The sequence below is a fragment of the Bradyrhizobium sp. USDA 4516 genome, from assembly GCF_054055915.1.
The window spans coordinates 8,173,782-8,195,395 of record NZ_JBSRXT010000001.1 but is presented as its reverse complement, the minus strand read 5'-3'; the positions used below and the strand labels follow the sequence as shown (position 1 = coordinate 8,195,395).

General features: G+C 65.3%; 24 protein-coding genes. 13 read left to right on the top strand and 11 right to left on the bottom strand.

Annotation, left to right across the window (positions count from 1 at the left end; genetic code table 11):
• Positions 1-15: 15 nt before the first annotated feature.
• Positions 16-1,374 (bottom strand): aminotransferase-like domain-containing protein, encoded by a 1,359-nt coding sequence (locus ACVI1L_RS37930; protein ID WP_253641032.1) that lies wholly within the window; start codon positions 1,372-1,374, stop codon positions 16-18.
• Between the two features lie 352 nt (positions 1,375-1,726).
• On the opposite strand from ACVI1L_RS37930, the gene ACVI1L_RS37925 reads away from it, so the two are divergent.
• Positions 1,727-2,590: a DMT family transporter gene (locus ACVI1L_RS37925; RefSeq protein WP_456785168.1), complete on the top strand. Its 864-nt coding sequence runs from the start codon at positions 1,727-1,729 to the stop codon at positions 2,588-2,590.
• Between the two features lie 144 nt (positions 2,591-2,734).
• On the opposite strand, the gene ACVI1L_RS37920 is transcribed toward ACVI1L_RS37925, so the two are convergent.
• Complete coding sequence (locus ACVI1L_RS37920; protein WP_028335494.1) at positions 2,735-3,151, bottom strand: DUF4260 domain-containing protein; 417 nt, start codon at positions 3,149-3,151, stop codon at positions 2,735-2,737.
• A gap of 160 nt (positions 3,152-3,311) precedes the next feature.
• Here ACVI1L_RS37920 and ACVI1L_RS37915 point away from each other — a divergent pair, with 160 nt between their 5' ends.
• Positions 3,312-4,844 (top strand): acyl-CoA carboxylase subunit beta, encoded by a 1,533-nt coding sequence (locus tag ACVI1L_RS37915; RefSeq protein WP_076831336.1) that lies wholly within the window; start codon positions 3,312-3,314, stop codon positions 4,842-4,844.
• Positions 4,845-5,089: 245 nt separating this feature from the next.
• Here the strand turns inward: ACVI1L_RS37915 and ACVI1L_RS37910 are convergent, their stop codons facing one another.
• Positions 5,090-5,275, bottom strand: a complete 186-nt coding sequence (locus tag ACVI1L_RS37910; RefSeq protein ID WP_456785167.1) for a hypothetical protein — start codon at positions 5,273-5,275, stop codon at positions 5,090-5,092.
• A complete protein-coding gene (locus ACVI1L_RS37905) occupies positions 5,269-6,159 on the bottom strand; it encodes a serine hydrolase domain-containing protein (RefSeq protein ID WP_456785166.1) in 891 nt (296 codons plus the stop codon). Before ACVI1L_RS37905 ends, ACVI1L_RS37910 begins: the two co-directional genes overlap by 7 nt.
• 122 nt (positions 6,160-6,281) lie before the next feature.
• On the opposite strand from ACVI1L_RS37905, the gene ACVI1L_RS37900 reads away from it, so the two are divergent.
• Positions 6,282-6,629, top strand: coding sequence for a hypothetical protein (locus ACVI1L_RS37900; RefSeq protein ID WP_076831330.1), 348 nt, complete (start codon positions 6,282-6,284; stop codon positions 6,627-6,629).
• Between the two features lie 33 nt (positions 6,630-6,662).
• On the opposite strand, the gene ACVI1L_RS37895 is transcribed toward ACVI1L_RS37900, so the two are convergent.
• The 3 genes from ACVI1L_RS37895 to ACVI1L_RS37885 all read right to left on the bottom strand — a co-directional run bounded on the left by ACVI1L_RS37895 (position 6,663) and on the right by ACVI1L_RS37885 (position 9,582).
• Positions 6,663-7,676, bottom strand: coding sequence for an IS30 family transposase (locus tag ACVI1L_RS37895; protein WP_456785165.1), 1,014 nt, complete (start codon positions 7,674-7,676; stop codon positions 6,663-6,665).
• Between the two features lie 158 nt (positions 7,677-7,834).
• On the bottom strand, positions 7,835-8,185 hold the full coding sequence (locus ACVI1L_RS37890) for a cupin domain-containing protein (protein ID WP_018272103.1): 351 nt from the start codon (positions 8,183-8,185) through the stop codon (positions 7,835-7,837).
• 149 nt (positions 8,186-8,334) lie between these two features.
• Positions 8,335-9,582: a glycerophosphodiester phosphodiesterase family protein gene (locus ACVI1L_RS37885; protein ID WP_456785164.1), complete on the bottom strand. Its 1,248-nt coding sequence runs from the start codon at positions 9,580-9,582 to the stop codon at positions 8,335-8,337.
• A 94-nt stretch (positions 9,583-9,676) separates the two neighbouring features.
• On the opposite strand from ACVI1L_RS37885, the gene ACVI1L_RS37880 reads away from it, so the two are divergent.
• Positions 9,677-9,994 (top strand): hypothetical protein, encoded by a 318-nt coding sequence (locus tag ACVI1L_RS37880; RefSeq protein ID WP_057015961.1) that lies wholly within the window; start codon positions 9,677-9,679, stop codon positions 9,992-9,994.
• Positions 9,995-10,129: 135 nt separating this feature from the next.
• Positions 10,130-10,426 (top strand): twin-arginine translocation signal domain-containing protein, encoded by a 297-nt coding sequence (locus tag ACVI1L_RS37875; RefSeq protein WP_076831329.1) that lies wholly within the window; start codon positions 10,130-10,132, stop codon positions 10,424-10,426.
• A gap of 69 nt (positions 10,427-10,495) precedes the next feature.
• Here ACVI1L_RS37875 and ACVI1L_RS37870 read toward each other — a convergent pair whose 3' ends face one another.
• On the bottom strand, positions 10,496-10,759 hold the full coding sequence (locus ACVI1L_RS37870; protein WP_076831326.1) for a GCG_CRPN prefix-to-repeats domain-containing protein: 264 nt from the start codon (positions 10,757-10,759) through the stop codon (positions 10,496-10,498).
• Here ACVI1L_RS37870 and ACVI1L_RS37865 point away from each other — a divergent pair.
• Entirely contained in the window at positions 10,758-10,883 is a 126-nt protein-coding gene (locus ACVI1L_RS37865; protein ID WP_456785163.1) for a hypothetical protein, read from the top strand. The two genes, ACVI1L_RS37870 and ACVI1L_RS37865, sit on opposite strands and share 2 nt — an antisense overlap.
• Positions 10,884-11,062: 179 nt before the next feature.
• Here ACVI1L_RS37865 and ACVI1L_RS37860 read toward each other — a convergent pair whose 3' ends face one another.
• Entirely contained in the window at positions 11,063-11,758 is a 696-nt protein-coding gene (locus tag ACVI1L_RS37860; protein WP_225161759.1) for an ArsR/SmtB family transcription factor, read from the bottom strand.
• Between the two features lie 117 nt (positions 11,759-11,875).
• Here ACVI1L_RS37860 and ACVI1L_RS37855 point away from each other — a divergent pair, with 117 nt between their 5' ends.
• From ACVI1L_RS37855 to ACVI1L_RS37845, 3 genes are read left to right on the top strand one after another with little or no spacing between them, the layout of a single operon-like run.
• On the top strand, positions 11,876-12,184 hold the full coding sequence (locus tag ACVI1L_RS37855) for an NIPSNAP family protein (RefSeq protein ID WP_050384507.1): 309 nt from the start codon (positions 11,876-11,878) through the stop codon (positions 12,182-12,184).
• 33 nt (positions 12,185-12,217) lie between these two features.
• Entirely contained in the window at positions 12,218-12,568 is a 351-nt protein-coding gene (locus ACVI1L_RS37850) for an antibiotic biosynthesis monooxygenase family protein (RefSeq protein WP_028338223.1), read from the top strand.
• 56 nt (positions 12,569-12,624) lie between these two features.
• Positions 12,625-13,443 (top strand): isocitrate lyase/PEP mutase family protein, encoded by an 819-nt coding sequence (locus tag ACVI1L_RS37845; protein WP_456785162.1) that lies wholly within the window; start codon positions 12,625-12,627, stop codon positions 13,441-13,443.
• A gap of 66 nt (positions 13,444-13,509) precedes the next feature.
• Here ACVI1L_RS37845 and ACVI1L_RS37840 read toward each other — a convergent pair whose 3' ends face one another.
• Complete coding sequence (locus ACVI1L_RS37840) at positions 13,510-13,950, bottom strand: hypothetical protein (RefSeq protein WP_057015965.1); 441 nt, start codon at positions 13,948-13,950, stop codon at positions 13,510-13,512.
• 144 nt (positions 13,951-14,094) lie between these two features.
• Here ACVI1L_RS37840 and ACVI1L_RS37835 point away from each other — a divergent pair, with 144 nt between their 5' ends.
• Positions 14,095-14,736 carry a trimeric intracellular cation channel family protein gene (locus ACVI1L_RS37835; protein WP_057015966.1) on the top strand — a complete coding sequence of 214 codons (642 nt, stop codon included), beginning with the start codon at positions 14,095-14,097 and terminating at the stop codon, positions 14,734-14,736.
• 4 nt (positions 14,737-14,740) lie between these two features.
• On the opposite strand, the gene ACVI1L_RS37830 is transcribed toward ACVI1L_RS37835, so the two are convergent.
• Entirely contained in the window at positions 14,741-15,967 is a 1,227-nt protein-coding gene (locus ACVI1L_RS37830) for a c-type cytochrome (RefSeq protein ID WP_456785161.1), read from the bottom strand.
• A 234-nt stretch (positions 15,968-16,201) separates the two neighbouring features.
• Between ACVI1L_RS37830 and ACVI1L_RS37825 the strand changes: the two genes are divergently transcribed.
• The 3 genes from ACVI1L_RS37825 to ACVI1L_RS37815 all read left to right on the top strand — a co-directional run bounded on the left by ACVI1L_RS37825 (position 16,202) and on the right by ACVI1L_RS37815 (position 21,509).
• Positions 16,202-19,693, top strand: coding sequence for an indolepyruvate ferredoxin oxidoreductase family protein (locus ACVI1L_RS37825; protein WP_253639649.1), 3,492 nt, complete (start codon positions 16,202-16,204; stop codon positions 19,691-19,693).
• Between the two features lie 269 nt (positions 19,694-19,962).
• Positions 19,963-21,120, top strand: coding sequence for a thiolase domain-containing protein (locus tag ACVI1L_RS37820; protein ID WP_076831315.1), 1,158 nt, complete (start codon positions 19,963-19,965; stop codon positions 21,118-21,120).
• Complete coding sequence (locus ACVI1L_RS37815) at positions 21,120-21,509, top strand: Zn-ribbon domain-containing OB-fold protein (RefSeq protein WP_076831312.1); 390 nt, start codon at positions 21,120-21,122, stop codon at positions 21,507-21,509. The genes ACVI1L_RS37820 and ACVI1L_RS37815 overlap by 1 nt, the downstream gene beginning before the upstream one ends.
• The last annotated feature ends 105 nt before the right edge of the window (positions 21,510-21,614 follow it).

Sequence of the window (21,614 nt, the reverse complement as noted above, 5' to 3'; positions counted from 1 at the left end):
AGCAGGGCGCCGTCGCTATTGGCGCCCGATCGCTCGCTGCAAGGTCGGCATCAGCTTCGGGTCGCGGCATTGCGCGACGTTGAAGCGCATGAAGGCGGCGGCCGTCTGCGAGGCGCTGAACACGTTGCCGGGCGCCAGCACGACATTGTCCGTTAGCGCTAGCCGCGCCACATCGGCGGAGTCGCACCCGTCGGGCAGATGGCACCACAGATAGAAGCCGCCGCGCGGCATCAGCCAGGGTGTGACGCCGATGCGCTGCAGTTTGTCGCCGACGTCGCGGCGGGCGCGGGCAAGGCGCCGGCGCAGCTCCTCGACATGCTTGCGATAGAAACCGCTCGACAGCACGCTGGCGATGATCTCGGTGGCGACCGCGCTCGGGCCGCCGAAACCGGTCGCGACCTGGAGATCGACGAGATCCTCGATCCAGTCCGCCCGCGCGGCGATGAAGCCGCAGCGCACCGATGCCGACAGCGTCTTGGAGAAGCTGCCGATCCGGATCACGCGGCTCAGGCCATCGAGCGCGGCGAGCCGCGCCGAAGGCTCCGGCTCGAAGTCCGCAAAGATGTCGTCCTCGACGATGGTGAGATCATGGGCGGTGGCGGCATTCAGCACGCGGTGCGCGGTCTGCGGCGACAGCGTCGCACCGGTCGGATTATGCAGCGCCGAGTTGGTGACATAGAGCCGCGGCCGCTCGGCGGCCAGTGTCGCCTCGAAGCTTGCGACATCGGGGCCCGATGCCGTGTAGGGCACGCTGACGATGCGAACCTGATGCGCGCGCAGCAGCGCCCGGAAATTGAAATAGCAGGGATCATCGACCAGCACAGTGTCGCCCGGCCGCAGCAGGAAGCGGCAGACGAGGTCGATCGCCTGCGTGCCGGACGCGGTCAGCAAGAGCTGCTCGGGTGGCACCTCGAGGCCCTCGTCGGCAAACCGCGCCATCAGGATCCGACGCAGCGTGAGCGAGCCGCGTGTCGCGCCATAGTCGGAGAGCACGGCGTCGTCGGCCCGCGCGAGGCCGCGCAGCGCGCGCCGCAACGCCTCTGTCGGCATCCACTCGGCGGGCAGCCAGCCGCAGCCGGGCTTGAGCGCGCCGGTCTCGGCATCGAGCGATTGCCGCGACACCCAGAACGGATCGACTGCGCGGTCGCGCTGCGGCTCGTCCTTTGCGAGCGCGAGCGGCGGCAGCGCCGTGGACGAGACATAGAAGCCGGAGCCGGGCCGGGCGCGGATCAGGCCCTCGGCCACCAGCCGGTCATAGGCCTCGACGACGGTGGAGGGCGACACGCCCATGGTCGTGGCCAGGCCGCGGATCGAGGGCAGGCGGTCGTCGGCGACCAGCGCGCGGCTCGCCACCTTGGCGCGGATCGCGTTCATCACGTCGGTGGTCCGCGTCGCCTTTGGCGCATCGGATTGCTGTTGCAAGTGTATGCCTACCTTTGCCCATACAGTTTTGCGATATTGTACTGATCTGTAGCTGCCTTGGCGAGCCTCCGCCGGCTATGGTCGGTGCGAGGTCGGACTCGGCTTCACCTCGCCCCGCCTGCGGGGAGAGGTCGGAACGCATCGCCAGATGCGTTCCGGGTGAGGGGGAGTCTCCACGGGTTCGGCCGTTACCGAGTATGCGGGGCGGCCCCTCACCCCAACCCTCTAAGAGCGAGCTTCGCTCGTCTCGGCCCCGCAAGAGCGGGGCGAGGGGGCGCAGTTACGTTTTGGGAAGCAAAGTACGATGGACAAGGCTTCGATCGACGGCTGGGGCAGCGGCCTGCTCGGCGTGATTATCTTCAGCGGCTCGCTGCCGGCGACCCGCGTGGCCGTGGCAGAGTTCTCGCCGCTGTTCTTGACTTCGGCGCGGGCGGCGATCGCGGCGCTGCTCGGCGCCGCGCTGCTTGCGGCGCTGCGGCAGCCCTGGCCGCAGCGCAAGGATCTGGTGTCGCTGACCATCGTCGCACTCGGCGTCGTGATCGGCTTTCCGCTGCTCACCGCGCTCGCGCTCCAGCACATCACCTCGGCGCATTCGATCGTGTTCATCGGGCTGCTGCCGCTGTCGACCGCCGTGTTCGGCGTGCTGCGCGGCGGCGAGCGGCCGCAGCCGCTGTTCTGGCTGTTCTCCTGCATCGGCAGCGCGACGGTCGGCGCGTTCGCCTTGTCGAGCGACGGATCGGCGTCGCTGACCGGCGACCTCCTGATGGTCGCCGCCATCATCGTCTGCGGCCTCGGCTATGCCGAGGGCGCGGCGCTGTCGCGGCGGCTCGGCGGCTGGCAGGTGATCTCCTGGGCGCTGGTGCTCTCAGTGCCCGTGGTGCTCGTGATGACGATCATGACGCTGCCGCCGAGCTGGCAGGGCATCAGCGCGCCGGCCTGGCTCGGGCTCGCTTATGTCTCGATCTTCAGCATGCTGGTCGGTTTCGTGTTCTGGTATCGCGGCCTTGCGATCGGCGGCATCGCCAGCGTCGGCCAATTGCAGCTGCTGCAACCGTTCTTCGGCCTCGCGCTGGCCGGCCTGTTGCTGCACGAGCAGGTGCCGTGGTCGATGATCGTGGCGACCATGCTCGTCGTCGTCTGTGTGGTGTTCGCGCGCCGCTTTGCTTGACGTCTGTCTCTCCTCACGGTGAGGAGCGCGGAACGCGCGTCTCGAACCATGAGGCCACAGGCGGGCCTGCATCCTTCGAGACGCCAGCAATCGACGCGCACGCTGTCAATTTGACCGGCCGTGCGTGACGTCAGGAAGCGGGCGCTAGGCGGGCTCCTGCGCTTTCCCGATCCGCCCGAGATGGGTGAAGCCAAAGCCCTTGGAATATTTCAGCCCGTAGCCGAGCGCGCGGTCGATCCCGATATGGGCGAGCCAGATCATCGCGATCGATAGCACCAGCGGCGCCGCGGCGGCAAAGCCCAGCGTCATCAGCGCGACCGGCGCCAGATAGCTGTGGGCGGCGTTGTAGACGATGGCGCCGACCCGCGGGCCGGCGAGATAGGCCGCGAAACTCAAATCCGGCACCAGGAACAGCAGGACATAGACCAGCCACGAGCCCTCCCATTGGGCATAGAGCACGGTCATGCCGAGGAACAGCACGAGGCCCTCCAGCCGGAGCAGGGTGCGCACCCCGCCGGTCGGTGCGCCGGTCTCGACCGTGGCCGTGCTCGTGTCGGTCATCGCCATCTCCCCAGATATCGGAAAATCCTACCGTTTTTGCGCCCGAACCCGTCCACAACCGCCTTTCCGGTTCCGAAATGGCCGTGCTAAGCCATTTCCGAACGAAGCGGACCTCGGCTCGCGCCGGGACGCGGACTGTAGCTAACACGGGCGGAAACAAATGAAAGATATCCTCGATACCCTCGAAGAGCGGCGCGCCGGCGCCAAGCTGGGCGGCGGCGAAAAGCGCATCGAGGCGCAGCACGCCCGCGGCAAGCTGACCGCCCGCGAGCGGATCGAGCTCCTGCTGGACAAGGGCTCGTTCGAGGAATTCGACATGTTCGTCGAGCACCGCTCGATCGAATTCGGCATGGAGAAGACCAGGATCCCCGGCGACGGTGTCGTCACCGGTTGGGGCACGGTCAACGGCCGCAAGACGTTCGTCTTTGCCAAGGATTTTACGGTGTTCGGCGGCTCGCTTTCCGAAACCCACGCGCTGAAAATCACGAAACTGCAGGACATGGCGATGAAGGCGAGGGCGCCGATCATCGGCCTCTATGACGCCGGCGGCGCGCGTATCCAGGAGGGCGTCGCGGCGCTGGCGGGCTATTCCTATGTGTTCCGCCGCAACGTGCAGGCCTCGGGCGTGATCCCGCAGATCTCCGTCATCATGGGCCCCTGCGCCGGCGGCGACGTCTATTCGCCCGCGATGACCGACTTCATCTTCATGGTGAAGAACACCAGCTACATGTTCGTCACCGGCCCCGACGTGGTGAAGACCGTCACCAACGAGGTGGTGACCGCCGAGGAACTCGGCGGCGCCTCGGTGCATGCCACGCGCTCCTCGATCGCCGACGGCGCGTTCGAGAACGACGTCGACGCGCTGCTGCAGATGCGCCGCCTGATCGACTTCCTGCCCTCGAACAACAGCGACGGTGTGCCGGAATGGCCGAGCTTCGACGATATCGGGCGGGTCGACATGTCGCTGGACACGCTGATCCCCGACAATCCGAACAAGCCCTACGACATGAAGGAATTGATCCTCAAGGTCGTCGACGAGGGCGACTTCTTCGAGATCTCGGAGACCTTTGCGAAAAACATCGTCACCGGCTTCGGCCGCATCGCCGGCCGCACCGTCGGCTTCGTCGCCAACCAACCGATGGTGCTGGCGGGCGTGCTTGACAGCGACGCCTCACGCAAGGCCGCGCGCTTCGTTCGGTTCTGCGATGCTTTCAACATCCCGATCGTCACCTTCGTCGACGTGCCGGGCTTCCTGCCGGGCACCGCGCAGGAATATGGCGGCCTGATCAAGCACGGCGCAAAGCTGCTGTTCGCCTATTCGCAGTGCACGGTGCCGCTCGTCACCATCATCACCCGCAAGGCCTATGGCGGCGCCTTCGACGTCATGGCGTCGAAGGAAATCGGCGCCGACATGAACTACGCCTGGCCGACCGCCCAGATCGCTGTGATGGGTGCCAAGGGCGCGGTCGAGATCATCTTCCGCTCTGACATCGGCGACCCCGACAAGATCGCCGCCCGCACCAAGGAGTACGAGGACCGCTTCCTGTCGCCCTTCATCGCCGCCGAACGCGGCTACATCGACGACGTCATCATGCCGCATTCGACCCGCCGCCGCATCGCGCGGGCGCTGGCGATGCTGAAGGACAAGAAGGTGGAGATCCCCGCGAAGAAGCACGACAATCTGCCGTTGTGAGGAGAGCGTAGGGTGGGTTAGCGCAAGCGTAACCCACGACCTTCGCATGCGCGTCTCCCTTTGTTGCTCTTGTTGTCGTCATTCCGGGGCGCGCGTGAGCGCGAACCCGGAATCTCGAGGTTCCAGGGGCGTACGATCCGTGGCGGGTTGCGGCTTCCACCTTCGCTCACTGCGCTACGCGCGCGGACCCGGTCGCGTAACCGGCCCTGCGAACAGAGAGCTGAGCTCAGCCCCATTCCAACCCTTTACGCTGAAAGGGGCGGACAGTCCGTCACGGCAGGCAGGAGAAACTGGTTGAGGATGGCGTTTGAGATGGCATCGTGGTCGAAGGCGTTCACGACGACCACCAGATCGAGCCCGGGCACGATGAAAAGGCGTTGGCCACCGCTGCCGTACGCGGCGATCCAGATCAGGTCGTGACCGTTCAGCAAGGAACGGCCAAGCCACCAGTGATAACCATAGTAGACGGCCACGTGCCTCCGGCGTTAACCCGCGGCTTGGTCGACTCGGCGATCCACGCGGCGGGCAGGACCTGTCTGCCGTTCCAGCGTCCATCATTCGCGACGAGTTCGCCAAGCTTGGCGACGTCGCGCGGCCGTAGCCGCAATCCGGCAAAGGCCGCGAGTTCGGCACTGCCGGTAAAGCTGAGCCACTCGACATCAGTGATGCCGAGCGGTTCGAACAGCTTGTCTCTGGCAAAAGCATCGATCCGTTGGCCGACGCTCTTGGCAAGGGCCGCAGCCAGGAGGCTGGTGGCGCCGCCGCTATAGTTGAACGATACGCCGGGCGGGAGCGCCATCCGCTGTTGCAGAACATAGCGGTAGGGATCTTTCGCTTCGAGCAGATGCCGTTCGTTGTTCGCCTGACTGTTCCAGCCGCGCGCTTCATCCCACCGTAGACCGTGCGACATGGTGAGCAGGTGCCGGAACGTGATGCGAGCGTTCCTCGTCGTACGAAGATCGGCATATTCGGGGAAATAGTCGATAACAGCGGAATCGAGCGGCGGAAATTGTCCCTTGCCGATGGCCAAGCCGATCAGAAGTGAGGTTACGCTCTTCGAGATGGAGCGGATGTCGTGCTTCGTTTCCGGCGAAAATTGAACCGGTGCCGACCACTCCATCCACCGCCGCTCCCGGCCGGCGAAATAGCGCTCGAACACAAGCTTGCCGCGCCGTACGATGACAACGGCGTGAACGTTGCGCTTGGGCCATTGTTTGAGAAACGCGTCGAGTCTGGAGAGGCTTTCGGCATCGAAGCCGACCTCGGCGGGAGCCGCAGCGACCCATCCGTCGTCGAGCGTTGAACAGGCTAACATTTGATTTGAGTCCGAATCGGATGACCAAGAGCTAGCGCGCGCCTGAAGCGTAGCGATTTCTTGCGAAAATGAACACGGCGGGTTACGGCTTCCGCCTGACCCGCCCTACAGGTCCGAACCCGATGACCGAAGACGAGCCGACCGACGAGATCTCCGAGATCGAGGCGCAGATCGAGGAGCTTGCCGAGAGCGCCGAGCGCTCCCGGCGGATCATTCTCGGCTCGAAGGTCGCGATCGCAGGCGGGTTCGCGTTGCTGGCCGTCGCGCTGCTCGAGCTGTTGGGCGCCGGTCAGACCGCGGCACTCGGATCGATCGCACTGGTGCTCGGTGGTATCGTGTCGCTCGGCTCGAATGTCAGCACACTGCGGCAGACCGAGGCTGCGATCAGCACCGCCGAGGCGCGCCGCGCGCGTTTGATCGGCAATATCGACCTGCGCCTGGTTCACGACGCGCCGCTGAAACTGATGTGAGGCGCGGCGGGCGCGCAAAGCGGCGCCGCAAACTCAGTGTCGTCCTGACGAAAGCCAGGAGGTGGATTCACATTCGAAGTGCAACACTTGAGCAAAGGACTCGGCAGGCGTGCGGTAGTCAAGGCATTTGCGCGGGGTGTTGTTGTAGGCGGCGATGAACTGGCGGAATCTGGCGGTCGAGAGGGTTACGAGATCCGTCTTGCGGGGAATAAAGCGGCGCATCCTGCCGATGGCGTTCTCGATGCCACCCTTCTGCCAGGGGGCATGGGGATCGCAGAAGAAGGTCGCGATCGAGAGGCGGTGCAGCGCCAGGTGACCGGCGAACTCGGTGCCGTTGTCGAAGGTAACGCTCTGGCGCAGCTCTTGTGGAAGGGGCGCGAAGAAGCCCACGAGATGGCGGGCGACACCGCGCGCGACCTTGCTGGCAAGGCGGATGCCGAGCAGCAGCCGCGAGGTGCGCTCGTGCACGGTCAGCACGGCCTGACCGTATTTCGAGAACATCATCAGGTCGGCCTCCCAGTGCCCGGGCACGCTGCGGTCGGCCGCTTCGAGCGGCCGATTTGCCAGGGAAACACGGCCTTCGATGAAGCTTGCGGGGCTGCCGCCCCGCTTGCCGCGGCAGCCGCGCTTGCTCTTGGCGCGCGGCAGATAGCGCCGCCAGTTGAAGTCCGTGGTGCGCCTGAGTTGGCGATAGATGAAGCGGTAGATGGTCTCGTGGGAGATCACCTTGCGCCCGTACTCGCGGGCCAGCCGGCCAGCGACCTGCTCGGGCGACCAGCCGCGGCGAAGGCGTTGCAACACCGCGCGGCGCAGGCCGGGCTCCCGTTCGAGGCGTCCGCCCGTCCAGCGCCGCGCTCGCATCTGGTGCTGGGCATAGCTCGGCTTGTAGCCGACCTGGCTCCCCCGATTGCGCCTCAGTTCCCGAGAGATCGTTGATGGCGAGCGATCCAGAGCTGCCGCGATTTGCCGGACCGAGCTGCCATTGGCCGATAGGCAGGCAATCTCGCATCGGTCGTCCAGAGAGAGCTGCTTGTAAGTCCGCCCCATGGCAACACCTCCTCAAGGAAGTGTTGCACTTCGTTTGTGAACTCAGGGGACTCATTATCCCAAGTCTCAATTGTTGCGCGACGCTGGGGCGATCCCGTTCATCACCGAAATGCGGTGGTAATGGGTCCCGGCTTTCGCCGGGACGACAGCGGAGGGAGTTACTTCGACGCCAGCGGTACGTAGTCGTATTCGCCGACGCCTTGCAGGATCAGGAACGTCAGCGACGTCGTGCCGGCGTTGGTGACGAGGTGAGGGCGGGTCGGGCGGACGGCGTAGACTTCGCCGACCTTCAGGTTCACTTCCTCCTTGGGCTCCTGCAGGAACAGCCGCATCTGGCCCTCCAGCACATAGAAGGTGTCGGAGATGTTGCTGTGGGTGTGCCACGGCACCTTCTGGGTCGGCGAGAGCTGCAGCTCCATGATGCGGAAGCCGGGGCGGGCGGCGTGCTGGGCGCGGCGCTCGACTTCGTAGAGATGGCTGGCGTCCTTGACCGGTTGTCCTGGCTTCATGGCGGCCTCCCTGTGGTGTTGTCCCGTCGGGCGGGAAGGCGATGATGCTAGTCCCGTTCTGCCGCGCGCGGAACGGCCGGAATGGTCATGGCGGGCGCGCACGGTGCGTAGGGCGGGGCAGGCGCGGCTGTAACCTGCCCCGCAAGATCTCACTTCATCCCCATGCAGTTCGCATAGAATGTGGTCGTCGCCGGCCAGTCGGAAAACATCGCGCGGACGCCGACCTGTCTTGCCAGCACGTCGAGCACGGTCAACGTGTCGCCGTCGCGGTCGATCGCCGCCTTCACCGACTTGTGGTAGAACGCACCGCCTCGGTTGAGCGGCCCGTCGCGCTCCAGCGACCAGCCGATCAGATCGAGGCCGGCGGCCTTCGCTGCCCTGGCGTAAGCCGACGGGACGATCTCGCCCTTGTCGTTCAGCGCCAGCATCGCGAAGATCGGCGGTCCCAGGATCGCGACGCCGGAGGCCTTCAATTCCTGCATCGACGGCTTCCAGGTCTCCGGCCGGTTCGGATCGAGGCCCGCTTTCTCGTAGCGGTCCTCGAGATAGAGCGCCTGGCTGGCAAAGTCGGGTTCGGTCTTCACCCAATAGAGGATGTCCTTAAGGCTGAAGCTCTGTGGGAACACGTCGCTCGACGGAATGCCGGCGGCCTTGTAGGCGGCGAGCATCTGGGTCGCATATGTCTCCTGGGTGTAGTCGCCGTCGAACGGCATCGCCACCTCCGGCGCCTTCAGCTCGGGCGTGAATTTTGCGCCGAGACTTTTGATCAAGGCGATGCTCTCGTCATGGCTCATCAGCGTGCCGGAATTGGCGTAGAGGTCGGTGCGCCAGCGCGGCGTGCCGTTCTGGTACTCCTCGGGCGTCCTCGCATCCGGATTGAAGCCGTCCATTTTCGCGGTGAGCCGCTTGAATTCGGCGAGCGTGATGTCGCTGGTGCAGCACTTCGCCGAGGCCTTCCTGCCGGCGGCGGGATCGGCCGGGCTGAAGGGTTGCGTGCATTTTGAAGCGAGATCCGGCACCGTCAGGATGTTGGTCGTGGTGTGCAGGTCGCATTGCGAGTGCCGGCACACCAGCTGGCGGTCCCTGGTGAAGGTGACGTCGCATTCGATCACGCCGGCGCCCATCCGTGCGGCGGCGAGATAGGATTCGCGGCTATGCTCGGGAAATTGCAGCGCGGCGCCGCGATGGCCAATCGAAAAATCGGTCTTGTGGAACGGCCCGGTGCATTGGCTGAGCTGCTGCTTCAGGGGCCCGTCCTTCATCTTGTCGACCAGATAGAACGGGCGCGGCCCGAGCTGCGCCTCGCGCGGCAGCGCGATCTCCCCGGCGGCGATGGGCAGCGCGGCGCCGAGGGCGAGCAGGAACGAGAGCAGGGCGGTGCGGTGACGGGCAAGCATGGGTGATCCCCCTGATCAGGCATTGTCAGCAGGCCGACATATCACGGAGCATATGCCGGCCGCCTGTGCGAAATGAAACCATGGAGGAAAACCAATGCCCGCAGCCTATTTCGTCGTCCGCGCCACCGTCACGGACATCGCCCGGCGTGCCGCCTTCGACGCCTGGTATTCGCGCGAGCATCTGCCGGACGCGATGAAATCGTTCGGCGCCGAGCGCGCCTGGCGATGCTGGAGCCTGAGCGATCCCTCGCTGCACCAGGCGACTTATCAGTTCGCCGACGAGAAGGCGCTCGAGCGCGCGGTGAGCAGCGATCACATGAAGCGGTTGGTCGCCGACTTCAACCGTGACTGGCCGGAGGTGACACGCACGCGCGATCTCCTGGTGCTGGCGGAGGAGGCGACGGCGGCATGATGGTTGCGTGACGTCACGACGTCGACAACGCTCGAGTTCCATGAAACGTGAACGCGCGGTTCAGCGAGCGTTCAGCTCGCGAGGCAAAAACTTACTGCTGCAGTTGGTCCAACTCAGCAACAAAGGGAAACGCTCATGGAACGTCGGGATTTTCTGAAGATGGCCTTCGGTGTCGCCGCCGGAGCCGTCACCTTCGCAGCGACGGCGCAGGCGGCGCCGCTCGCGCCGCTTCCCCTCAACCAGGATGCACGCGCACCAGCGGCTGGCGAAGCGCATCCCGCCGTCACCACGGCCGAGGAGGTCGGCCGCATGAAGCCCGAGCAAGTACGCTGGCATTATCGCCATTGGGGTTGGCGTCACCGGCACTGGCACCGCAGGCATTGGGGCTGGCGTCGCCACCATTGGCGCCGTCATCACTGGCGCCGCTGGTGATATCGACTCCATGACGAAAAGAAAAACCCCGCGCCAGGCGGGGTTTTGTTAGTTCGGAATCTGCCGCGATCAGATCGGGCGGCAACGGCCGTAGCGCCAGACGAAGCCGTACGGGCAGGCGCGGACACGCGGCGCCACCACGACGGGGCGCTCGACCACGACCGGCGGGCGCACGACAACGGCGCCCGGCGCGACGACGACGCCGCGATTCCTGACGCAGCCGCCATAGGGGCCACGGTGCCAGCCGGGGCCGCAGCCACCGGCCGCATCAGCGGCGCTGATGCCGGCGAATGCGGTCGTCAGCAGAACTGCTGCAGCAAAAAGATACTTCATGTCTTCTCCTTTTTTATTTTGGGCCGCGCTGCGGCACCGCAACAACCTTTCGTCTACCGATTCGCCCAGCCGGATCATTGCAGAAGGCGTGCCCGATGTCGCCGACCATAATGTTGCGGCCTGAATGCGACATGAATGTTGCAGCTCACAGCTGCGTCAGCACGCCGCAAGCCGGCTCAGCATCAGTTCGAAATATTTCGCGGACGCGGGCAGCCGCGCGCTCATGGCGAGCGTACGAAAATACATCGGAAGGCGAGGCAAGCGAGACCGGCGGTTCATCGACGCATGCCCGAAGGCGCGCCGCTATTGGTCCGGGCCGAACAGCGCAGCGAATCGCTTCTCGCCGTTGCGCGAAAAATTGACCACGCGGCTGCCCGGCGCAGGGTCGCGTGCGGCCCATTTCAGTTCGGTGAAGCGGTCCATCATGGCAGCACCGAGCGTGCCGGCGAGATGATGCCGTCGCTCGCTCCAGTCGAGGCAGGCCTTGCACACCGGCCGGCGCGGATGCGTCAGCGCATCGGCGTCGATCTGCAGCTCCTCGGCCATGAAGCGCTTGCCTTCGCCGGTGAGCTCGATCGCTTGCTTGCTCTGGCGGACCAGCTTCTGCCGCTTCATGCTGTCGAGCATCTGCACGCCGAGATCGCCGGCGAGATGGTCGTAGCAGATGCGGGCGCGGCGCAGCGCCGGATCCTTTGGCCCGGTGCGCACCCGCATATGGCCGGCGCGGGCGGCAATGCCCTGCAGGCCTTCCAGCACGTCGGCGACGTCGGGGTCGGAGAGGCGGTAGTAGCGGTGGCGGCCCTGCTTCTCGGGCTCGATCAGCCCGCCGGCCTCGAGCTTGGAGAGATGCGAGCTCGCCGTCTGCGGCGTGATGCCGGCCTCCTGCGCCAGCTCACTCGCGGTCAGCGCCCGGCCGGTCATCAGCGCGGTCAGCATGTTGCAGCGCGCGGGATCGCCGACCAGAGCGGCGATCCGGGAGATGTCGGGTCCTGCTTTCATAGTTCGATGATAGCCGAAGCATCGAGGTCGGACAAGCCGCTATTGTTCACCGGGCCGTCATTGCGAGGATTGCTTCGCTGACGCTCGCAATAACGGAAACATGACTGGAGGCCATCAATGACCGTCACCGTCTTCATCCGCTACCAGCTCGATCCGTTCAAGCGCGCGATGTTCGAGGAGTATTCGCGGAACTGGCTCTCGATCATCCCGCGCTGCGGCGGCGACCTCATCGGCTACTGGATGCCGCATGAGGGAACCAACAACATCGCCTTTGCGCTGATCTCGTTCGACAGCCTTGCCGCCTATGAGGCCTATCGCGCGCGGCTGCGCCAGGACAAGGAGGGAGTGGCGAACTTCAACTTCGCGGAAGAAAACCGCTTCATCCTCGCCGAGGAACGGACATTTCTCCGCAAGGTCGAGGTATAGTAGGGCCACAACAGCAATGTGCGGGAGGCGCCCATGATCGCAGTGATCTTCGAAGTCTGGCCCAAGCCTGAGCAACGGGATCTCTATTTCGACCTCGCCGCCGAGCTGAAGCCGATCCTGCAGGAGATCGACGGCTTCATCTCGGTCGAGCGGTTCGAGAGCATCACCGAGAAGGGCAAGTTCGTGTCGCTGTCATTCTTTCGCGACGAGGCTGCGGTGGAAGCCTGGCGCAACACGATCGAACATCGCCGTACCCAGGCCAAGGGCCGCGCGCGGATCTTCGAGAACTACCGGCTGCGGGTGGCAAGCGTGATCCGTGATTACGGCCTGAACGAACGCGATCAGGCGCCGAAGGACAGCCGCGCGGCGCATGAGCCGCACTAGCGGGCGGATGCGTGGGTGCCTATCTGTGCGCGGCCAATGACTCCAGGGAGCGACCAATGCCACTGCCAACTGCTGACAAACGCGCCGCCTTCAGGAAGCTGCATGAGAGCGGGTGCTTCATCATTCCGAATCCGTTCGATGTCGGCAGCGCCCGCGCCTTGCAGCATCTCGGCTTCAAGGCGCTGGCGTCGACCAGCGCGGGCTTTGCATGGACCATCGCCAAGGCCGACAACCGCGTCACCGTCGATGACGTCTGCGACCACCTGACCGCACTGTGCGCGGCGGTCGATATTCCCGTCAATGCGGATTTCGAGGGCGGCTTCGCGGTCGAGCCCGACAAGGTCGCCGCCAATGTCGCGCGCGGCGTCAAGACCGGCGTCGCCGGGCTTTCCATTGAGGATTCCACCGGAGACACCGCCAACCCGCTGTTCGAGCACAAGCTTGCGGTGGAGCGCATCAAGGCGGCGCGCAAGGCCATCGATGCCGACAACAGCGGTGTGTTGCTCACCGGCCGCTGTGAGGCATTCCTGTGGGGCAAGAAGGACCTCAATCTGGTGGTCGAACGGCTGCAGGCCTATTCGGAAGCAGGAGCGGACGTCCTTTATTCGCCGGGCATCGCGACCAAGGAGGAGATTTCCGCGGTTGTGAAGGCGGTGGCGCCAAAGCCGGTCAATCTGTTGATCGGCGGCGCGTCGGAGCTGACGCTGCAATCGGTCGCCGATCTCGGCGTGCGCCGGATCAGCGTCGGCGGAGCGCTTGCGCGGATGGCCTGGACCGGCGTGATGAAGGCGGCCAAGGAGATGGCCGAGAAGGGCACCTTCACGGAATTCGCCAACGGCTATCCCGGCGGCGAGCTCAACAAGATGTTCAAGTAGACTCACACGCAAAAAAGCAGCGGGCCGCCGGGGCCCGCTGCTTCATCGCTCACGATAGCGAGCGGATTACTTGTTCTTGTCGCCGGTCGAGTCGGCCGGCGCCGCCGAGCGGTCGATTTCCTGTCCAGTCGGCTTGTTGGCCGATGGAGAGGCCGGCTGCGCAGGTGCCGCGCCCGTGGTCGTGCCGGGCTGGCTGTTCGGCTTCGGCGTCACGTCGCGCATGCCCGGAGGCGGCGCGGCCGGATTGGCCGGCTGCTGCTGCGCGGTCTGCGCTGACGGCGTGGTACCCGCCTCATGCACCGAGGTATTGTTCAAGCCGTAGAACAACGCACCGAGCACCACGGCCACCGCGACGGCGAACATCGCGATCTTGGTGGTGCTGGCCGGTCCCTCCTGGAGTTCCGGGTCCGGCTGCAGCTCGTTGTCCAGGCTGTTGAAGCGCGCCTGACGGCGCATTTCGTCCTCGGTCAGGTTGGCGCGATACGGATCGTCAGGTTGATGGGCCATTGCAAAGTTCCTCCGTTAGCACCTGAAAGCTAAACGCAGAGGACAATGGCTGGCGCGCGAGGATGTTCCGCGCCAATGTTGCAACCTGTTCATGCAGGAACCGCCGATTCCTCGGGTTCCAACCTGTTTCATGAGGCCTTTTCAATGTGGACCATGCCGCCCACCGATTCGGTGCTGCACTTGCTCTCGTTCATTGCGGTTGCGGCGCAGTCGATGACGGCGGCGCTGGCGGCAGGCAGGCGCAGCATGGATTGGGCCGGCGTCTGCATGCTCGGCGCGATCACCGCGCTCGGCGGCGGCACCATCCGCGACGTGCTGCTCGGACATTATCCGCTGCTCTGGGTCGCGCACCCGATCTACCTTGCGGTCGCGGCGGCGGGCGCCTTCGCCACCATCCTGCTGGCGCGGCTCGTGCACCGGCTCAACCTCGCATTCCTGGTGCTCGATGCGATCGGACTTGTGGTGTTCACCATGGCCGGTTGCGACGTGGCCTCACAAGTCGACGTCCCGCTGCCGATCGTGATCGTCGCCGGCATGATCACCGGCTGCGCCGGCGGCGTGCTGCGCGACATCCTCTGCAACGAGGTGCCGCTGTTGTTTCGCAGCGAGCTCTACGCCAGCGTCTCCGTGGTGACCGGACTGTTTTATGTGACCGGCTCCGGGCTGCAGGTGAACGCCCAGCTCTGGACCGCGCTGACCTTCGCACTCGGGCTGACGTTCCGCATGCTCGCAATCCGCTACCGATGGGAGATGCCGAAATTCGTGTTCAGCGACGAGGAGCGCTGAACGGCTATTTCGCCGTCCGCGCCTTGGCGACCTCGTCCGCGGTGACGGCCGGCGCCGCGTTACCCCAGGCATTGCGGATGTAGGTCGCAACGTCCGCGACCTCCTGGTCGGTGAGCTTGGGATAGGCCGGCATCGAGCCGCCGTTCGGGGCGCGCGGCGTGGTCACGGTCTGCGCGCCGTCGAGGATGATGCGCAGCGTGCTCGCCGGATTGGCCGATTGCAGATTGGCGTTGCCGGGCAGAGGCGGATAGATCCGCGGCGCGCCGGAGCCGTCGAGCTCATGGCAGGCGATGCAGGCCCCGCGGTAGATGCGTTCGCCATTGCTCATCTGCGCCGGCGAGGGCGGGGTGACCTCCGGCTCCGGCGCGCCGGCGGGCAGGCCCTTCAGATAGACCGCAATGGCGCGCACGTCGGCGTCGCTCATCTTCGAGGTCGAATTGAGCACCACCTCGGACATCAGGGGGCCGGCATGGCTGTGCACGTTGCGGCCGCTCTGCAGATATTCGGCGATGTCAGCGACGCTCCATGATTTCAGCCCGCTGCGCGCGGCGCCATCGAGCCTTGGCGCGAACATGCCTTGCACCGTGCTGCCACTGAGCGCCTGGTCACGCCTGTCGGCGCCGAAGGCGTTCTTGGGCGCGTGGCAGGCGCCGCAATGGGCGAGGGCCTCGACGAGATAGCGTCCGCGATTCCATTCCGAACCCTTGTTCTGGTCCGGCTGGATGATGCCCGGCGTGAAGAACAGCGCGTTCCAGACCCGCATCAGCACGCGGTAGTTCAACGGCCAGCGCAGCTCCGGTGGCGGCGCCTTGTTGCTGACCGGCGCCAGCGTCGCGAGATAGGCACGGATCGCCAGGATGTCGCCGCGGATCAGCTTCGTGAAGTACGGGTAGGGGAAGGCGGGATAATAATGCGCGCCGCTCGGCGCGACGCCCCTCCGCAGCGCGCGCAGGAAATCGTCGTCGCTCCAGCCGCCGATGCCGGTATCGCGGTCGGGGGTGAGGTTCGGCGAGAACACCGCACCGAACGGCGTGTCGATCCGCTTCCCCCCGGCAAAAGGCTTTGCCGGATCGGCCGTGTGGCAGCTGGCGCAGTCGCCGGCGATCGTGAGCGCCTTGCCGCGGGCGATGACGTCGTCGGTCGGCGCGGCGGCGCATTCGCGGGTCGCGAGCGCGCCGCACAACAGCGCTGCAACCAGAATCGCACCCGTCGTTCGAAATCGTCGCCGCATCCGATCACCTTCCGGTCCACAAGACGCGTCACGCCATTTCGCCACGGGCCTGTCCTGCGACAGAAACCGAAACGGCCCTGCAATATTCCCGGCACGAAATTGCGATTTTTGAGCCACGGGCCCGGTCGCCCAGAATTGTGCTGCGCGGGCCGGAAAATCCGACATAGACTGGTTCCAACAAGCTCGGATGACTAGCTAAAAAGCAGTCGTCGCGACCAGCGAAAAGAGGGCTAAATGGGAATCAACCAAGGGCCTATCAGCCTCGACCAGAAATACACCCAGGACACCGGCCACGTTTTCATGACCGGCATCCAGGCGCTGGTCCGCCTGCCGATGGCGCAGATCAGGCGCGACCGCGCCGCGGGCCTCAACACGGCAGGCTTCATCTCCGGCTATCGCGGTTCCCCCCTCGGCGGCTACGACCAGCAGCTGTTCGCCGCCCGCAAGCATCTCGAGCAGTACAACATTAAATTCCAGCCCGGCGTGAACGAGGACCTCGCGGCCACCGCGATCTGGGGCTCGCAGCAGCTCGCCCTGTCGCCGGGCGCCAAATATGATGGCGCGGTCGGCATCTGGTACGGCAAGGGCCCCGGCGTCGACCGCTGCGGCGACGTGTTCCGCCACGGCAATGCGGCCGGCTCCGCCAAGCATGGCGGCGTACTCTGCCTTGCCGGCGACGACCATGGCGCGAAATCCTCCACCGTCCCGCATCAGTCCGACCACGCCTTCATCTCCGCGCTGATGCCCTACCTCTACCCCTCCAGCATCCACGAAATGATCGAGATGGGCCTCCTGGGTATCGCGATGTCGCGCTACTCTGGCTGCTGGGTCGGCATGAAGGTGATCACCGAGACGGTCGAGACGACCGCCGAGATCGACCTCACCGACGAGATGACGCCGTTCGTGATCCCGACCGATTTCGAATTGCCGCCGGGCGGCCTCAACATCCGCTGGCCCGACGACCGCTTCGAGCAGGACCGCCGGTTGCAGGACTACAAGGGCTTTGCCGCGATCGCCTTCGCCCGCGCCAACAAGGTCAACCGCATCACGATGGATTCGCCGAACGCGCGCTACGGCATCATGGCCTCGGGCAAGAGCTACGAGGACATCCGCCAGGCGTTGCGCGAGCTCGGCATCACGCCCGAGATCGCCGCCAAGATCGGCATCCGCCTCTACAAGATCGGCATGCCCTGGCCGCTGGAGCCGGAAGGCGTGCGCAACTTCGCCGTCGGCCTCGAGGAGATCTTCATTGTCGAGGAGCGCCGCGAGATCGTCGAGAACCAGGTCAAGCAGGAGCTGTTCAACTGGCGCGACGACGTGCGCCCGCGCATCGTCGGCAAGATGGACGATCACGACAAGCGCTTCCTGACCTTCGCCGCCGAGCTCAGCGTGGCCTCGCTTGCGAGCTCGCTCACCGAACGGCTGCTTCGACTTAATCTCAATCCTGAAATCGCCGAGATGCTGCGCGCCAAGGCCGACTGGTTCAACGGCCGTCAGTCGACGCAGATGCAGGCGACCGCGCCTGTCAGCCGCACGCCGTATTTCTGCTCGGGCTGCCCGCACAACACCTCGACCAAGGTGCCGGAAGGCAGCCGCGCGCTGGCAGGCATCGGCTGCCACTTCATGGCACTGTGGATGAACCGGTCAACCGAGACCTTCACCCATATGGGCGGCGAGGGCGTGCCGTGGGTCGGCATCGCGCCGTTCACCAACGAGAACCACATCTTCGCCAATCTCGGCGACGGCACCTATTTCCACTCCGGCATTCTCGCGATCCGCCAGTCGATCGCTTCCAAGGCCAACATCACCTACAAGATCCTCTACAACGACGCGGTCGCCATGACCGGCGGCCAGCGCCACGACGGCGATCTCTCGCCGCAGCAGATCACCTTCCAGCTCCATGCCGAAGGCATCCGCGAGATCTATCTGGTCTCGGAGAATCCGGACGCCTATCCGGCCGACACCATCGCGCCCGGCGTCAAGCTGTATCACCGCGACGAGCTCGAGAACGTCCAGAAGATGTGCCGCGACACCAAGGGCACGTCGGCGATCGTGTTCGTGCAGACCTGCGCCGCCGAAAAGCGCCGTCGCCGCAAGCGCGGCCTGATGGAGGATCCGCAGCGCCGCGTGCTGATCAATCCCGCGGTCTGCGAAGGCTGCGGCGACTGCTCGGTGCAGTCGAACTGCATCTCGGTCGAGCCGCTGGAGACGGAGCTCGGGCGCAAGCGCACCATCAACCAGTCGACCTGCAACAAGGATTATTCCTGCGTGAAGGGCTTTTGCCCGTCCTTCGTCACGGTCGACGGCGGCAAGCTCAGGCGGCGCGCGCCGCCCGAGCTCGGCAGCATCGATAATCTGCCGGAGCCGGCCTCCAAGCCCGCGCTCGACCGGCCCTACAACATCGCGGTCGGCGGCGTCGGCGGCACCGGCGTGCTGACGATCGGCGCGCTGCTCGGCATGGCCGCCCATATCGAGGGCAAGGCCTCGATGATCCTCGACATGTCAGGTCTCGCGCAAAAGGGCGGCGCGGTGCTGAGCCACGTCCGGCTCTCCGAGCACACCGCCGACGTGACCTGCTCGCGCATCGTGACCGGAACGGCCGATCTGGTGCTTGCGGCCGACGAGGTCGTGGCGGCGTCGAAGGACACCATCACGCTGTGCGATGCGAGCCGCACCGTCGGCATCATCAACAGCCACGTGATCCCGACCGCGGACTTCATCCTGAACCGCGACTTCAACTTCCAGAGCCGCAAGGTCAACAGCGTGCTGGAGACCGAGCTGCGCAAGGACTCCGCGTTCTTCGACTTCACCAAGCCGGCCGAAGCGCTGCTCGGTGACTCCATCGCCACCAACATCATGATGATGGGCTTTGCCTATCAGCGCGGGTTGCTGCCGCTGTCGGCGGAGGCGATTCTGCAGGCGATCGAAGTCAACGGCGTCTCGATCAAGATGAACACCCAGGCGTTCCAGCTCGGGCGCCTGGCCGCCGCCGATCCGGCACGGCTGAGCGGCATGATGAAGGGCGACGACGAAATCGCGCCACCGAAATCGCTGGATGCGATGTCGCTGGACGAGATCATCACCCATCGCATGGCGTTCCTGACCGACTACCAGAATGCACGTCTGGCAAAGCGCTATCGCAAGCTGGTCGACCAGGTGCGCGACGCCGCCACCAAGGGCGGCTATGGCGAGGCGCTGCCGCGCGCGGTCGCGATCAACTACGCAAAGCTGCTCGCCTACAAGGACGAGTATGAGGTGGCGCGGCTGTTCACCGACGGCCGTTTCGAGAAGCAGCTGCGCGATCAGTTTGAGGGCGAGTTCAAGTTCAACTTCAATCTGGCGCCGCCGATCCTCGGCGGCGGGCTCGACGCGCAGGGCCGGCCGAAAAAGCGCGCCTTCGGTTCGTGGATGATGTCGGCCTTCAGGGTGCTTGCGAGATTCCGCTTTCTGCGCGGCACGCCGCTCGACATCTTCGGCTACAACGCCGACCGCAAGCTGGAGCGCGATCTGATCGCGGGCTACGAGAAGGATGTCGCGACCGTGCTCGGCCTGCTGTCGCCGCTCAATCACGACATCGCGGTCGAATTGCTGGCGCTGCCCGATCGCATCCGCGGCTACGGTCCGGTGAAGGACAAGGCGATCAAGGAGGCGAAGGTTCGCTACGCGCAACTCGCCGCCGACCTCGCCAACCCGCCGTCCGCGCCGCGGCAGATGGCGGCGGAGTAGTGTAGCCACACACGCGGTGTCGTCCCGGCGAAAGCCGGGACCCATAACCACCGCACTTTGTCGTAGCGCGACGCTGGGGCCACGGCTCACTCTCACCACACAATCCTGTGGTTATGGGTCCCGGCTTTCGCCGGGACGACACCTGGTGTTTTGGCAGCGCGTACCGTGCCTACCCGCAGTCTCGCCTGACGGAATATTTCCGCGCTTGCCAAGGTCGCGTCGTCGGTTCAGAAAAACGCTCGAGCGAAGAAACGCCAGCGGAGAGCGATTTGACCATCAAGGGCAAGGCCTACATTGCCGGGATCTACGAACATCCCACCCGGCACGCACCCGATAAATCAACAGCACAGCTGCACGCCGAGGTCGCCAAGGGCGCGATCGAGGACGCCGGGCTCACGAAGGACGACATCGACGGCTATTTCTGCGCCGGCGACGCGCCGGGCGGGCTGTGGCCGATGGTCGATTATCTCGGCCTCAACACCAAGAAGCTGCGTCATGTCGACTCCACCGAGACCGGTGGCTGTTCCTATCTGATCCATCTCGGCCACGCCGCCGAGGCGATCGCCGCGGGCAAATGCTCGGTCGGGCTGGTCACGCTGGCGGGCAAACCGCGCACCGGCCCGATGCCGCCGCGCGCCTCGGGCGCCGAGGCCGATTTCGAATCCGCCTACGGGGCTACCACGCACAATGCCTATGGCATGTGTGCCATGCGTCATATGCACGACTACGGCACCACCTCCGAGCAGCTCGCCTGGATCAAGGTCGCGGCCTCGCATCATGCGCAATACAATCCGCATGCGATGCTGAAAGAGGTCGTCACCGTCGAGGACGTGCTGAACTCGCCGATGATCTCCGATCCGCTGCATCGGATGGATTGCTGCGTCGTCACCGACGGCGGCGGCGCGATGATCGTCACGACGCCCGAGATCGCCAAGAGCCTGAAGAAGCCGCTGGTGCGCCTGATCGGCCATGGCGAGGCGATGAAGGGCCCGCGCGGCGGCAAGGATCTCGATCTGACCTACTCCGCCGGCGTGTGGTCCGGTCCGCGTGCCTTCGAGGAAGCGGGCGTGACGCCGAAGGACATCAAATACGCCTCGATCTATGACAGCTTCACCATCACGGTGCTGATGCAGCTAGAGGACCTCGGCTTCTGCAAGAAGGGCGAGGGCGGCAAGTTCGTCGCCGACGGCAATCTGATCTCGGGCGTCGGCAAGCTGCCGTTCAACACCGACGGCGGCGGTCTGTGCAGTAACCATCCCGTCAATCGCGGCGGTATGACGAAAATCCTCGAGGCTGTGCGCCAGTTGCGCGGCGAGGCGCATCCGAAGGTGCAGGTGAAGAACTGCGACCTCGCGATCGCCCACGGCACCGGCGGTCTGCTCGGCGTTCGCCACGCCGCCTCAACCTGCATTCTGGAGCGTGCGTGATGTCTGAAGCGAAGAAGTACAATGCCCCGGTGACCAACCCGGAGACCGCGCCGTTCTGGGAGGCGGCGAAGGCGGGCAAGTTCATGATCAAGCGCTGTAACACCTGCGGCGAGGCGCACTACTTCCCGCGCGCGATCTGCCCGTTCTGCTTCTCGGACAAGACGGTGTGGGAAGAGTCGAGCGGCGAGGCCACGGTCTACACCTACAGCCTGATGCGGAAGTCGCCGACCGGTCCCTATGCGATCGCCTATGTGACGCTGAAGGAAGGTCCGTCGCTGCAGACCAACATCGTCGATTGCGATCTGGAGAAGGTGAAGATCGGCCAGAAGGTGAAGGTGGTGTGGAAGCCGACCGACGGCGCCCCGCTGCCGTTCTTCACGCCGGCCTGATTTTACCCTCTCCCCTTGTGGGAGAGGGTGCCTTCGCTGAAAGCGAAGGCGGGTGAGGGGTCTCTCTCCGCGTAGAGAATCTCTCTGTGGCGCGAACCCCTCACC

Coding starts and splice junctions, on each gene's coding strand:
- ACVI1L_RS37920 (WP_028335494.1), bottom strand. CDS start 3,151: ATGACCGACACGAGCACGGCCACGGTCGAGACCGGCGCACCGACCGGC.
- ACVI1L_RS37880 (WP_057015961.1), top strand. CDS start 9,677: ATGCCCGCAGCCTATTTCGTCGTCCGCGCCACCGTCACGGACATCGCC.
- ACVI1L_RS37900 (WP_076831330.1), top strand. CDS start 6,282: ATGACCGAAGACGAGCCGACCGACGAGATCTCCGAGATCGAGGCGCAG.
- ACVI1L_RS37845 (WP_456785162.1), top strand. CDS start 12,625: ATGCCACTGCCAACTGCTGACAAACGCGCCGCCTTCAGGAAGCTGCAT.
- ACVI1L_RS37855 (WP_050384507.1), top strand. CDS start 11,876: ATGACCGTCACCGTCTTCATCCGCTACCAGCTCGATCCGTTCAAGCGC.
- ACVI1L_RS37860 (WP_225161759.1), bottom strand. CDS start 11,758: ATGAAAGCAGGACCCGACATCTCCCGGATCGCCGCTCTGGTCGGCGAT.
- ACVI1L_RS37870 (WP_076831326.1), bottom strand. CDS start 10,759: ATGAAGTATCTTTTTGCTGCAGCAGTTCTGCTGACGACCGCATTCGCC.
- ACVI1L_RS37885 (WP_456785164.1), bottom strand. CDS start 9,582: ATGCTTGCCCGTCACCGCACCGCCCTGCTCTCGTTCCTGCTCGCCCTC.
- ACVI1L_RS37815 (WP_076831312.1), top strand. CDS start 21,120: ATGTCTGAAGCGAAGAAGTACAATGCCCCGGTGACCAACCCGGAGACC.
- ACVI1L_RS37930 (WP_253641032.1), bottom strand. CDS start 1,374: ATGAACGCGATCCGCGCCAAGGTGGCGAGCCGCGCGCTGGTCGCCGAC.
- ACVI1L_RS37905 (WP_456785166.1), bottom strand. CDS start 6,159: ATGTTAGCCTGTTCAACGCTCGACGACGGATGGGTCGCTGCGGCTCCC.
- ACVI1L_RS37875 (WP_076831329.1), top strand. CDS start 10,130: ATGGAACGTCGGGATTTTCTGAAGATGGCCTTCGGTGTCGCCGCCGGA.
- ACVI1L_RS37830 (WP_456785161.1), bottom strand. CDS start 15,967: ATGCGGCGACGATTTCGAACGACGGGTGCGATTCTGGTTGCAGCGCTG.
- ACVI1L_RS37865 (WP_456785163.1), top strand. CDS start 10,758: ATGTCTTCTCCTTTTTTATTTTGGGCCGCGCTGCGGCACCGCAACAAC.
- ACVI1L_RS37825 (WP_253639649.1), top strand. CDS start 16,202: ATGGGAATCAACCAAGGGCCTATCAGCCTCGACCAGAAATACACCCAG.
- ACVI1L_RS37890 (WP_018272103.1), bottom strand. CDS start 8,185: ATGAAGCCAGGACAACCGGTCAAGGACGCCAGCCATCTCTACGAAGTC.
- ACVI1L_RS37850 (WP_028338223.1), top strand. CDS start 12,218: ATGATCGCAGTGATCTTCGAAGTCTGGCCCAAGCCTGAGCAACGGGAT.
- ACVI1L_RS37895 (WP_456785165.1), bottom strand. CDS start 7,676: ATGGGGCGGACTTACAAGCAGCTCTCTCTGGACGACCGATGCGAGATT.
- ACVI1L_RS37835 (WP_057015966.1), top strand. CDS start 14,095: ATGTGGACCATGCCGCCCACCGATTCGGTGCTGCACTTGCTCTCGTTC.
- ACVI1L_RS37925 (WP_456785168.1), top strand. CDS start 1,727: ATGGACAAGGCTTCGATCGACGGCTGGGGCAGCGGCCTGCTCGGCGTG.
- ACVI1L_RS37915 (WP_076831336.1), top strand. CDS start 3,312: ATGAAAGATATCCTCGATACCCTCGAAGAGCGGCGCGCCGGCGCCAAG.
- ACVI1L_RS37840 (WP_057015965.1), bottom strand. CDS start 13,950: ATGGCCCATCAACCTGACGATCCGTATCGCGCCAACCTGACCGAGGAC.